The sequence below is a fragment of the Clostridium sp. MCC353 genome (assembly GCF_018785315.1).
GTDB lineage: Bacteria > Bacillota > Clostridia > Lachnospirales > Lachnospiraceae > CHH4-2.
Genome location: NZ_WQPN01000176.1, coordinates 84,831 through 97,279 on the forward strand (window position 1 = coordinate 84,831; position 12,449 = coordinate 97,279).

Sequence of the window (12,449 nt, forward strand, 5' to 3'; positions counted from 1 at the left end):
TTTACCAGTCAGGAAGATGAGCCTTCTGAACTATTAAAAGCTTTACTGCTAAATGATGGAAAGGTTCAATTTTGGGCCTTGACAAAATAAATTAAAGCAATTATGATAAGAGCATTAGAAAAAGATAGATGGAAATGCTTGGAAGAAGAGGAGTACATGCGAATACCCCGACAGAGAGAACCGTTCATCGGCTGGAAGACGGTTTAGGGAGAGTGCGGATGGAAGGTAGCTTTGGAGCTGGAATGCTGAAGGGATGTGAAACCATGGATGGTTCGCGGAAAGTAGGCATTTTCGACTGGTCATCGTTAAGGGACTCATGAGATTGCCGGATGTCCGGCAGAATAAAGGTGGTACCGCGGATTTTCGCCCTTTGTACAGGAAACTGTGCAGAGGGCTTTTTATTTTAAGAGAAAGTTACATGGATTCAATAAGACCCGCGGAAATTAAGCTAAAAGTAAATACTTGTAAGGGAAAAGGAGTAAGGAATGAAAGAACTGGAGAAAACATACAACCCGTCGGAAATTGAGGAAAAACTGTATCAGAAATGGCTGGATCATAAGTATTTTCATGCACAGGTAAATAAGGACAAAAAGCCGTTTACCATTGTGATGCCGCCGCCTAATATTACCGGCCAGCTCCACATGGGGCATGCGCTGGATAACACCATGCAGGATATTTTGATCCGCTATAAGAGGATGCAGGGATTTGAGGCCCTTTGGCAGCCGGGAACAGACCATGCTGCAATCGCGACGGAAGTGAAAGTGATCGATAAGCTAAAGAGCGAGGGCATCGACAAACATGACCTGGGACGGGAGGGCTTTTTAGAGAAAGCCTGGGAATGGAAGGAAGAATACGGCAGCCGCATTGTGAAACAGCTTCACAAGCTGGGATCATCTGCCGACTGGGACAGAGAGCGCTTTACCATGGATGAGGGATGCTCTGAGGCGGTACAGGAAGTATTTATTAAATTATATGAAAAAGGATACATCTACAAGGGATCCAGGATCATTAACTGGTGTCCGGTCTGCCAGACATCAATCTCTGACGCAGAGGTTGAACACGAAGAACAGAATGGCTTTTTCTGGCATATCAATTATCCCATCGTTGGGGAAGAGGGACGTTTTGTTGAGATCGCCACAACCAGGCCGGAAACACTGCTGGGCGATACGGCGGTTGCCGTAAACCCTGAAGATGACAGATATCAGGATCTGGTTGGAAAGATGCTGGTGCTGCCTCTGACTGGAAGAGAGATACCGGTGGTTGCGGATGCCTATGTGGATAAAGAATTTGGTACCGGCTGTGTTAAGATCACTCCGGCTCACGACCCTAATGACTTTGAAGTGGGTAAACGTCATAATCTGGAAGAGTTGTGTATCCTTCATGATGATGCCACCATTGATCTTCCAGGAAGCAAGTATGACGGAATGGACCGTTACGAAGCGAGAAAAGCGATTGTGGCTGATTTAGAGGCCCAGGGGCTGCTGGTAAAGGTGGTTCCTCACTCTCATAATGTAGGAACCCATGACCGTTGTAAGACGACAGTTGAGCCAATGGTGAAACAGCAGTGGTTTGTTAAGATGGAAGAGATGGCAAAACCGGCCATTGAAGCGTTAAAAACCGGTGAATTGAAATTCGTGCCGGAGAGTTTTGGAAAAACCTATCTCCACTGGCTGGAAGGGATCCGCGACTGGTGTATTTCACGTCAGCTTTGGTGGGGCCACCGGATTCCCGCTTATTACTGCCAGGAATGCGGCGAGATTGTAGTAGCAAAAGAAGCCCCTCATGCATGTCCGAAATGCGGATGTTCCGATTTAAAACAGGATGAAGATACCCTTGATACCTGGTTTTCCTCCGCTTTATGGCCATTCTCCACATTGGGCTGGCCGGAGAAAACGCCGGAACTGGAATATTTCTATCCTACCGATGTGCTTGTAACCGGATATGACATTATTTTCTTCTGGGTAATCAGAATGGTATTCTCAGGAATAGAACAGACCGGCAAATGTCCGTTCCATACGGTTCTCATCCATGGGCTGGTACGGGATTCCCAGGGCCGCAAGATGAGTAAATCCCTGGGAAATGGCATCGATCCTCTGGAAGTGATTGATAAGTACGGAGCCGACGCCCTCCGCATGACCCTGATCACAGGAAATGCGCCGGGCAACGATATGCGGTTCTATTGGGAGAGAGTGGAAGCCAGCAGAAACTTTGCAAACAAAGTTTGGAATGCATCCCGATTCATCATGATGAACATTGAGAAAGCGCCTGCGGGTCAGGTTTCCCTGGACGACCTGACAATGGCCGACAGGTGGATTCTTTCCAAGGTAAATACCCTGGCGAAGGATGTAACGGAAAACCTGGATAAATACGAGCTGGGAATTGCCCTTCAGAAGGTTTACGACTTCATATGGGAAGAGTTCTGTGACTGGTACATTGAGATGGTGAAACCAAGGCTTTGGGATGACGGGGATACCACAAAGGCTGCGGCGATCTGGACCCTCAAGACGGTTTTGATCAATTCCCTGAAACTGCTTCATCCATATATGCCGTTTATTTCGGAGGAGATTTTCTGCAACCTGCAGGATGAAGAGGAATCCATCATGATTTCCGACTGGCCTGTATTTAAGGAAGAATGGAACTTCATTACAGAAGAGACTGCGGTGGAAACCATTAAAGAGGCTGTCCGCGCCATCAGAAATGTCCGCTCATCCATGAATGTGCCGCCGAGCAAAAAGGCAAAGGTTTATGTGGTTTCTGAAAAACAGGAGATTTTAGATATATTTGAGCACAGCAAGGTATTTTTTGCCATGCTGGGATATGCAAGCGATGTATGCCTGCAAAAGGATAAAGACGGCATTGCTGAAGATGCAGTATCGGCAGTGATCCATCAGGCGGCCATCTATATGCCGTTTGCCGAACTGGTTGATATCGGCAAAGAGATTGAGCGTCTGGAAAAAGAAGAGGAGCGCTTGATTAAGGAACTGGCCCGTGTAAACGGCATGCTGAACAATGAACGCTTTGTGAGCAAGGCGCCGGAAGCTAAAATTGCGGAAGAGAGAGAGAAGTTAGAGAAATATACTCAGATGATGGAACAGGTCAGGGAGCGTCTGGATCAGCTTCGGTAGTATTATAACCGGGAATCGGCAATATCATGTTATAAAGGTATTGCCGATTTCATTTACATAAAGGGGAAGATAATATGCTGAGATTAAGACCGTATAAGGCGTGCGACGCCCGTTATATCGTAACATGGATAAAGGACGAGAAATCCTTCCACCAATGGTCTGCCAACCGGTTTGAAGGCCTGTATCCGCTGACAGAAGAGAGTATGAATCAATATTATGAGAAAGAAGCCTATAATGATTCTTTCTGGGAAATGACTGCTATGGATGAAGATGGATTGCCGGTGGGCCATTTTATCATGAGGTTTACAGATGAAAAAAAGAAGGTGATCCGCCTTGGATTTGTGGTGGTAGATGATTTAAAGCGGGGATATGGATATGGAAAAGAGATGATCCGGCTGGCGGTACGGTATTCTCTGGATATTTTAAAGGCGGACCGGGTGACGCTGGGGGTGTTTACCAACAACCCGACGGCATATCATTGTTATAAATCCGTGGGTTTTGTGCCGCTTTATACCAATGACAGGGCATTCCGGATCGGAAATGAGTTCTGGCCGTGTACGGAAATGGAATTTGCGAGGAGGAGATAGAGGATGAAAACAATCGGGCTGATCGGTGGGATGAGCTGGGAAAGTACGGTGACTTATTATCAGATCATCAATGAAGTGATTAAGGAACAGCTGGGCGGGCTTCATTCCGCCAAATGTCTGTTGTACAGTGTGGATTTTCAGGAGATAGAGGAATGCCAGGCAGGCGGTGATTGGCTGAGGAGCGGAAAGATCCTGGGAGACGCGGCCCTGAACCTGCAGAAGGCCGGAGCTGATTTTATCGTTATCTGTACCAATACCATGCATAAAGTGGTTCCCCAGATCCGGGAAAAAATTCAGATACCCATTCTTCATATCGCAGAAGCTACGGCAAAGCGGTTAAAAGAACAGGGCGTGTATACAGTGGGGCTGCTGGGAACAAAATATACGATGCAGCAGGACTTTTATAAAAATATACTGATTGAAAATGGAATCCAGGTGATTGTTCCTGACGATGATGAGATGGAACAAGTGAATGAAGTGATTTACCGGGAACTTTGCCTGGGCATCATTTCCGATGAATCCAGGAAAGCATTTATAGAGGTCATTGACCACCTTTCGGAAAAAGGGGCAGAAGGCGTGATACTGGGATGTACGGAGATCGGTCTTTTGGTAAAACAGAAAGATACGGATACGCCCTTGTATGATACCGCTGCGATTCACGCAGAAGAAGCGGCTTTTAAGGCAGTGCAGGATATGAGCCGGTAAATGCGGCCAGTTTTGTCGATTCAACCCGAAAGAATTTTGTTGCAACTTAGGTGTTTTATATTATAATAGATAGGAAAGACAGACATACCATGCAGTAAAATGATATGGGAATGGGGAAGACGATGGATGAAATTAAGGCGGAAGAGTATCTGCTTAATATACCGTTATGGACTAAAAAGAAGAATTCTTTAGAAGACGTCAGGAAATTTGCTGAGAAGCTGGGAAATCCGGACAGGGATATGAGGATCATACATGTGGCGGGAACCAATGGAAAAGGTTCTGTCTGCGCCTATCTGACTTCGATCCTCAGACAGGCCGGATACCATACGGGGACTTTTATTTCCCCCCATTTGATTGATATCCGTGAACGGTTTCTGGTGGATGGGAATATGGCGGACAAGGCAGTTTTTTCTCAGGCATTTGAGAAGGTCTATGAGGTCACTCAGCAGATGATGGAAGAGGGATACTGCTATCCAACCTTTTTCGAATTCCTTTTCCTTATGGGGCTTTGCATCTTCCGTGAGGAAAATGTGGATTATCTGATTCTGGAAACAGGGCTGGGAGGCAGGCTGGACACCACTAATATAATTGAACGCCCTCTGGCCTGTATTATCACATCCATCAGCCTGGAACACACGGAATATTTAGGAGACACCATTGAGCTGATCGCGGGAGAAAAAGCCGGAATCATCAAGGAACATGTGCCGGTCATTTTCGACGGCAGTGTCCCGGAGGCAGCCGGCGTGATTGAGAAGAAGGCTGCCATGACCCATTCTACCTGTTATCCGGTGAATGCAGAAGAATTTCGGTTAAACGCAGTCTATCCGGCTCCGTACCAGCGGATGAACGCTGCCCTGGCCTGTAAGGCGCTGGATGTCATTATGACGCCGCCTCTGGATGAATCCGTTCTTCTGGCAGGAATTAACAATATGAAGTGGCCTGGAAGGATGGAGCAGGTGATGCCTGATGTTTATCTGGACGGAGCTCATAACCCGGGCGGCATTGCGGCATTTATAGAGGCGGCAGCTCCGCTTGCAGGAGAGCGGGGGAAGGGATGCAGCCTCCTTTTTGGGGTTGTGTCGGACAAGGATTACTGCAGTATGGTGAAAGAACTCTGCCGGTCACTGCCGTTAAAACGCGTCTATCTGGCCCATATGGACAGCAGCCGCGCGATGGATACAACTCCTTTGGCCCAGTTGTTTAACAGCCAGGGAATCAGTACGGTGACGGACTGCGGCCATGTGAAAGATGGTTTTTTACAGGCCGTATCCCAAAAGGAAGATGGGGAGCTGCTGTTTTGCGTGGGATCCCTCTATTTAATCGGAGAGATTGAAGCGGTGCTGGCTTTGGATGACCGGACAGGAACAAGGAATAACCAACGGAATTAAACGGCCGCCCCCAGCGGCGGAATGTGAGGTAATATGATTAACTTTGAAGATGAAATTGCCCGTTTCAAACCCAGTTTGGACGTGGAAGAAGTGGAAGATGCGATTGTGAAAAGCGATTTAACCGATATGAGTGATATCATGATGGAGATGCTGAAAGAATTTAAGGAATAGGCGGAAACAGGATGGACTATAGAAAAAGATGCCGCCAGGTTGCCAACAGCTATTATAACCTGGGGCTGGAAAAGGCGAAGATACGAGATTTGACAGGCGCAGCCGACTGCCTGAAAAAAAGCCTGCATTTTAATAAAGCCCATACGGACGCCAGAAATCTTCTCGGCCTGATCTATTATGAGGTTGGCGAAACGGCTGACGCATTGGTCCAATGGGTGATCAGCATGAACCTGCAGCCGGAAAAAAACCGGGCGGACCATTTTCTGAACGAGCTGCAGAGAAAGCCGGGCAGGCTGGAGACGGCGAGCCAGAATGTGAAGAAATTTAACCAGGCTTTGTGGCACGCTCAGACGGGAAGCGACGATTTGGCGGTTTTGCAGCTCACGAGAATTGTGGAAAGCAACCCTAATTTTGTAAAAGCCCACCTCCTTTTATCACTTCTCTACATGGCCCACTCCGATTATACGAAGGCAGGAAAATCCCTGTTCAGGGTTTTGCAGATCGATAAAAACAATCCTAAAGCGTTGTGGTATATGTCGATAGTAAAGGCCAATACGGGACGGGCGGAGATAGAGAAGAAGAAACTGAAGAACGCATTTTCCCACAGGCAGATGCAGGACGACGATATCATAATTCCGCCCACGTATAAGGAAAATACAGGATGGCAGACCATAATCAATATTTTGGTTGGACTGTGCCTGGGCACTGCGGTCATATTCTTTCTGATCATGCCTGCCAGCACCAAGGCCATCAATACGGAGCACAATAAGGAAATGCTGGCCTATCTGGAACAGATCAACAGCAAAAATCTGGAACTGACCAGGATGGAGAGTACGGTAGAGGAATATAAAAGACAGAAAGAGGAGGCGGAGGCTTCCCTTCAGTCTGTGATGAATGATAACGGAGGGATTTTAAACCAGTATCAGACGCTGATTGGAATCCTGCAGGCTTATAAAACAGATGATTTTACAACGGCTGTAAAGCTGTACGCAGAGCTGGACCCCACCGTGATTACGGAATCCGCCGTACAGGCGGTGATCGGGGAGATCAAGACGGATATGGATGCCAATGGATATCAGGAGCTTCAGAAACTGGGTGAAGCGGCAGCAGCGGCTGGCAATCAGGCGGAAGCGCTGGACTATTACCATAAGAGCCTGGTCATTCATCCGGACAATCCTCAGGTCATCTTTAATATGGCAGTGATCTATAAGGGCCTTGGGGATACGGAAAATGCGAACAAGCTGTTTGGTGATGTGATAATGAATTATGCCGATACGGATCTGGCGGAGCAGGCTAAGACGGAAAGAGGCTATTAAGCGGAATGACAGCAGTTCAGACAGGTCTGAACTGCTATGAGAAAAGAACACTACGAAAGATAAAATCTTTAGCAGTGTTCTTTTTTTGACGCATTTTTTGTAGAAATTTAGGAAGTGAGGGAGAGAAAACATGAATGTAACGGAGCAGAGTTTTACTTATGAGGCCAGGGGGCAGGTGCTGATCGTGCATCTTCCCAAGGAACTGGATCATCACAACTGCAGAAATTTAAAGTATGAGACAGATTTACTGCTGTCGGAAAATTATATAACAAAGGTGGTGTTTGATTTTTCAAGAACGGAATTTATGGATTCATCAGGAATCGGAGTGCTGCTCAACCGGTACAAACAGATGGAGAGGAGCGGAGGCCAGGTGGCCATTTACGGTGCAAAGCTTCAGGTCATGCGGATTCTGACCGTTGGAGGCATTGTGAAACTGGTGAAAAATTATGAGACGAAAGAAGCTGCAATTGCAGGTTAAGGAAGGAGAGGTGGCGAAGATGGAGCAGGTGGAAAGATTTCAGATGGAAATAGAAAGTCTGTCTAAAAATGAAGAGTTTGCCAGAGTCGTGATAGCGGTATTTATGAGCCGTTTAAACCCCACGCTGGAGGAAATTGATGATGTGAAGACGGCAGTATCTGAGGCGGTTACCAATGCGGTGATCCACGGATATCAGGGAAAGGAGGGAATCATACATATTTCTGCTGAGATTGCTGAGGATACCCTGACCCTGACCATAAAGGACGATGGAGTGGGGATCTGCAATGTGAAACAGGCTATGGAACCGATGTACACCTCAGATAAGACCGGTGAACGGTCTGGAATGGGTTTTTCATTCATGGAAGCATTTATGGATGAAGTTTCGGTGGAATCAGTATTAGGGCAGGGTACATCTGTCACTATGAAAAAGAAAATCGGCGGGTGATATCTATGGATGAGACCATGAATCTGATTCGGATGGCTCACGAAGGAGATAAGAACGCAAGGGACAATCTGGTGCTGGGCAACGTAGGGTTGATTTGGAGCATTGTGAGGCGTTTTGCGGGAAGAGGTTACGAACTGGAAGATCTGTTCCAGATAGGATGCATTGGTTTAATGAAAGCCATAGATAAGTTTGATACTTCATTTGAAGTGAAATTTTCAACGTATGCGGTTCCCATGATAACGGGGGAGATTAAACGGTTTCTCAGAGACGACGGCATGATTAAGGTGAGCCGCTCCTTAAAGGAAATGGGCGCAAAGGTAAAATGCACCAGGGAGAGCCTGGCATTTTCACTGGGCAGAGATCCTACAATCGATGAAATCGCGCAGCAGATAGGGGCCAGCCGTGAAGAAGTGGCCGCGTCCATTGAGGCGGGGGCTGAGGTGGAATCCCTTTATAAAACAGTGAATAAAAATGATGAAAGCAATATTTATCTGATCGATAAGCTGATAGAGGAAAACGCGGAGCAGGATAAGATCATAAACAATATGGTATTAAAGGATCTTCTGTCAATTCTTGGAGAACAGGAGCAGGAGATTATTGTGCGGAGATACTATTATAACCAGACCCAGAGCCGGATTGCCCAGGATTTGAACATTTCCCAGGTTCAGGTTTCCAGGCTGGAAAAAAGGATTTTGAAAAAAATGCGTGAACGGTTATAAGCATAAAATTAAGGCGGAAAGACATAATACTCATAGAACAAAAAAAGGATGTGAGTATTTATGGAATTTTTAAAGCATAAAGCAGGCATTCTGGCGTTGGTCGTTTGCCTGCTTATTATTTTATCCGTAATTTGGTATCTTATGTTTGGAACAGGTGGTGATGCTGTAATGGAAGGAACACTTGTAAGGGGGATAGAACGATGTCCAAAGTTTTATATTTAAATATCAGCCAGATAACAGAAGTACATGAAAAGGATGTGAAATTAAAGGATGTTGCAACTCTTTACAGCCCGGATGATTCTGTGACCAGCAAATGCAGCGCGCTGAAGATCAAATCGATCAAAGAGGACCGGGATAAGCGGTACGTGGTGCAGACCATTGATGTGATTAAGAAGATCACGGATCTGGATTCCACCATTCAGGTCAACAACATCGGTGAAACGGAATTCATCATCGATTACCAGCATCCCAGGCCGGACCGCCGTCTGTGGCAGTGGATCAAGACCCTGTTCGTCTGTGCGGTCAGCTTTTCAGGCGCTGCGTTTGCCATTATGACCTTTAACAATGATGTCAGTGTGGGAGATGTGTTCAAAGAGATCTATAAGATCATTACCGGAATGGAATCCAGCGGTTTTACAGTGCTGGAACTCACCTATTCCGTGGGCCTGGCATTTGGCATCATCGTATTTTTCAATCATTTCGCCAAATTCAAAATCAACACGGACCCCACTCCGTTAGAGGTGGAAATGCGTCTGTATGAGGATAATATCAGCAAAACGCTGATCCAGAATGACGGCAGAAAGGAGTCCGGGATCGATGTTTCTTAAAAACTGTATTATGGGTTTTATCGGACTTTGTTCCGGGGGAGTTGTGGCTGCGGGGGTATTTGCTTTCCTGGCGATTATCGGTGTATTTCCCCGTCTGATCGGAAAAACCCAGACCAGCCAGCATATATTTTTATATGAAACTATGATCATTATCGGAGGAATTCTGGGGAATCTGGCGGATATTTACGAATATCCGGTGCTGATGGGAGGAAAGCTGTTCCTTGGCATTTTCGGATTCTGTGTGGGGGTTTTTGTAGGCTGTCTTGTCATGTCTCTGGCGGAGACTTTGAAGGCTGTCCCGGTGATGAACAGGCGAATCCATCTGGCCGTGGGAATCCAGTACATTATACTGGCGCTGGGAGTTGGAAAGCTGACCGGCTCCCTGCTCTATTTTTCCAGGGGAATGGGATGATAACTAATATAGGAGGAATTTTATGGAAGTAAATAAACAGGCATTTGACAAATATGTGAAGGAAATTACGCCTACCAATAACGTATGGCTGGATGTATGCAAAGCGTTTTTAGTGGGCGGAATCATCTGTGTGATCGGACAGGCTGTTAACACATTTTTTATGGGAAGAGGCATGGACAAGGAGACTTCGGCGGCCTGGACCCTGCTGGTTCTGATCGGTTCCAGCGTGATTCTTACAGGACTGAACCTGTATCCTAAAATCGTTAAATTCGGAGGGGCAGGGGCGCTTGTTCCCATCACCGGATTTGCCAATTCGGTGGTGGCCCCGGCAATTGAGTTTAAGGCGGAGGGCCAGGTGTTTGGAATCGGCTGCAAGATCTTTACAATCGCCGGCCCTGTGATTCTGTACGGTATTTTGAGTTCCTGGATTTTAGGAATTATCTATTGGATTTTACAGGCCATGGGTGTGGTTGGGGCATAAATAGAGATTAGATTACAGGAGGAATGAAATGCAAAAGGGAAAAGCCAGCTTATATTTTGAAAATGAACCAGTCATAGGCAGTACGGCGTCGATTGCAGGTAAAAAAGAAGGAGAAGGCCCTTTGGGAAAATTGTTCGATGTGGTGGAGCAGGATTCCATGTTCGGCGCAAATACCTGGGAGGAAGCGGAGAGCGCTCTTCAGAAACAGACCGCTGAACTTGCGCTTGAAAAAGGCGGGTATAGAAAACGTGACATCCGTTATCTGTTTGCAGGCGATCTGCTGGGGCAGTTGATTGCCACGTCTTTCGGCACTGTGGATTTGGAAATCCCTCTATTTGGCTTATATGGGGCCTGTTCGACTATGGGTGAGGCGCTGCAGTTAGGGGCAATGGCCATAAATGCAGGATATGCGGACCAGGTGCTGTCCATGGCCTCCAGCCATTTCGCGACTGCGGAAAAGCAATTCCGGTTTCCTCTTGGATATGGCAATCAAAGGCCCTATTCGGCCACCTGGACTGTGACCGGATGCGGAGCCGCGGTTTTGACTAAGCAGAAAAAGGACGGGATTGCTAAAATTACGGGAATCACCACCGGACGGATGGTGGATATGGGAAGTAAAGATTCCATGAATATGGGAGCCGCCATGGCAATGGCCGCCTATCATACGATCAAACAAAACCTGGAAGACTTCGAACGGGATGTGGATTATTATGACAAAATCATTACAGGCGATCTGGGGGAAGTGGGGCGGAAGATCCTGCTGGACTTCATGAAACAGGACGGAACCGACCTTACAGAACGCCATATGGACTGCGGTATAGAAATTTATGATGCCGAAACCCAGGATACCCATGCCGGCGGCAGCGGATGCGGCTGTTCCGCCGTAACCCTATGCGCCTATATTCTCCCTAAAATCAAGTCGGGAACGTGGAAAAGGGTACTTTTTGTGCCGACCGGAGCGCTTTTGTCTACGGTCAGCTTTAACGAAGGCCAAAGCATCCCGGGCATCGCTCAGGGCGTTGTGATTGAACAATTGTGACCGGCTCTATTCGAAAGAAAGGAATGTATGATATGGAATTTGTAAAAGCATTTTTGGTAGGCGGGGTAATCTGTGCCCTGGTACAAATCCTGATGGATAAAACGAAACTGATGCCGGGACGGATCATGGTAATGCTGGTTGTCACCGGTACGATATTAGGGGCCATAGGCCTGTATGAACCATTTGCCGAATGGGGCGGGTCAGGAGCCACCGTACCGCTGCTGGGATTCGGCAATACCCTGTGGAAAGGGGTTAAGGAAGGAATTGCAGAGGACGGCTTTTTAGGGGTATTTAAGGGCGGATTTACGTCCAGTTCGGCGGGGATTGCGGGAGCTTTGATTTTTGGGTATTTGGGGTCGGTTATCTTTAAGCCTAAGATGAAATAGATTTGTATAGAAAGATACGCAGGAAATCGGCCGTGAGCCGGGGGAAGAGCCGTGGGCTGGGATGGGGGCGCAGAAAACCGGAGGGCGGTTCGCGGTGTCAGCTCATGGTTCCGGCCGGGGCAGCTCTAGGGCTGAAAGGAAGGGAAATGAAGGGTACCGAGAACATTCATCGAAGAATTTCTGAAGAAATTTTCGATTCAGGTTCTCTAAACCGCTGACTTTGAGGTCAGCGGTTTCCCCATCATTTCCCTTCCTTTCAGCCCAAGAGCTGCCGACGGCCGGAACAAATCGCTGACACCGCGAACCGCCCTCCGGTTTTCTGCGCCCCCATCCCAGCCCACGGCTCTTCCCCCGGCTCACGGCCGATTTC

General features: G+C 47.3%; 15 protein-coding genes and 1 other annotated feature. All 15 genes read left to right on the forward strand.

Annotated elements, in window-relative coordinates:
• Positions 1 to 130 precede the first annotated feature (130 nt).
• Positions 131 to 374, forward strand: a binding site (T-box leader).
• 111 nt (positions 375 to 485) lie between these two features.
• The 15 genes from GPL15_RS26405 (at position 486) to spoVAE (ending at position 12,079) form a co-directional block, all read left to right on the forward strand.
• Entirely contained in the window at positions 486 to 3,125 is a 2,640-nt protein-coding gene (locus GPL15_RS26405; protein WP_215701657.1) for a valine--tRNA ligase, read from the forward strand.
• 74 nt (positions 3,126 to 3,199) lie between these two features.
• A complete protein-coding gene (locus tag GPL15_RS26410; RefSeq protein WP_215701658.1) occupies positions 3,200 to 3,712 on the forward strand; it encodes a GNAT family protein in 513 nt (170 codons plus the stop codon).
• 3 nt (positions 3,713 to 3,715) lie between these two features.
• Positions 3,716 to 4,417, forward strand: a complete 702-nt coding sequence (locus GPL15_RS26415; protein WP_215701659.1) for an aspartate/glutamate racemase family protein — start codon at positions 3,716 to 3,718, stop codon at positions 4,415 to 4,417.
• Between the two features lie 122 nt (positions 4,418 to 4,539).
• Positions 4,540 to 5,805 carry a folylpolyglutamate synthase/dihydrofolate synthase family protein gene (locus tag GPL15_RS26420; RefSeq protein ID WP_215701660.1) on the forward strand — a complete coding sequence of 422 codons (1,266 nt, stop codon included), beginning with the start codon at positions 4,540 to 4,542 and terminating at the stop codon, positions 5,803 to 5,805.
• 33 nt (positions 5,806 to 5,838) lie between these two features.
• On the forward strand, positions 5,839 to 5,976 hold the full coding sequence (locus GPL15_RS26425) for a hypothetical protein (RefSeq protein WP_215701661.1): 138 nt from the start codon (positions 5,839 to 5,841) through the stop codon (positions 5,974 to 5,976).
• An 11-nt stretch (positions 5,977 to 5,987) separates the two neighbouring features.
• Positions 5,988 to 7,292: a tetratricopeptide repeat protein gene (locus GPL15_RS26430; RefSeq protein WP_215701662.1), complete on the forward strand. Its 1,305-nt coding sequence runs from the start codon at positions 5,988 to 5,990 to the stop codon at positions 7,290 to 7,292.
• A 130-nt stretch (positions 7,293 to 7,422) separates the two neighbouring features.
• Entirely contained in the window at positions 7,423 to 7,770 is a 348-nt protein-coding gene (locus GPL15_RS26435) for an anti-sigma factor antagonist (RefSeq protein WP_215701663.1), read from the forward strand.
• Positions 7,771 to 7,798: 28 nt separating this feature from the next.
• Positions 7,799 to 8,215, forward strand: coding sequence for an anti-sigma F factor (gene spoIIAB / locus GPL15_RS26440; RefSeq protein WP_346345051.1), 417 nt, complete (start codon positions 7,799 to 7,801; stop codon positions 8,213 to 8,215).
• 5 nt (positions 8,216 to 8,220) lie between these two features.
• Entirely contained in the window at positions 8,221 to 8,934 is a 714-nt protein-coding gene (gene sigF / locus GPL15_RS26445; protein WP_252198645.1) for an RNA polymerase sporulation sigma factor SigF, read from the forward strand.
• A gap of 60 nt (positions 8,935 to 8,994) precedes the next feature.
• The gene (locus GPL15_RS26450) at positions 8,995 to 9,156 is read left to right on the forward strand and encodes a hypothetical protein (RefSeq protein WP_215701666.1); all 162 of its coding nucleotides are present in this window, start codon (positions 8,995 to 8,997) and stop codon (positions 9,154 to 9,156) included.
• A complete protein-coding gene (locus tag GPL15_RS26455) occupies positions 9,135 to 9,761 on the forward strand; it encodes a stage V sporulation protein AA (protein ID WP_215701667.1) in 627 nt (208 codons plus the stop codon). Before GPL15_RS26450 ends, GPL15_RS26455 begins: the two co-directional genes overlap by 22 nt.
• On the forward strand, positions 9,751 to 10,173 hold the full coding sequence (locus GPL15_RS26460; RefSeq protein ID WP_215701668.1) for a stage V sporulation protein AB: 423 nt from the start codon (positions 9,751 to 9,753) through the stop codon (positions 10,171 to 10,173). Before GPL15_RS26455 ends, GPL15_RS26460 begins: the two co-directional genes overlap by 11 nt.
• Positions 10,174 to 10,195: 22 nt before the next feature.
• The gene (locus GPL15_RS26465) at positions 10,196 to 10,654 is read left to right on the forward strand and encodes a SpoVA/SpoVAEb family sporulation membrane protein (protein WP_215701669.1); all 459 of its coding nucleotides are present in this window, start codon (positions 10,196 to 10,198) and stop codon (positions 10,652 to 10,654) included.
• A gap of 28 nt (positions 10,655 to 10,682) precedes the next feature.
• Positions 10,683 to 11,693: a stage V sporulation protein AD gene (gene spoVAD, locus GPL15_RS26470; protein WP_215701670.1), complete on the forward strand. Its 1,011-nt coding sequence runs from the start codon at positions 10,683 to 10,685 to the stop codon at positions 11,691 to 11,693.
• 32 nt (positions 11,694 to 11,725) lie between these two features.
• On the forward strand, positions 11,726 to 12,079 hold the full coding sequence (gene spoVAE / locus GPL15_RS26475; protein ID WP_215701671.1) for a stage V sporulation protein AE: 354 nt from the start codon (positions 11,726 to 11,728) through the stop codon (positions 12,077 to 12,079).
• The last annotated feature ends 370 nt before the right edge of the window (positions 12,080 to 12,449 follow it).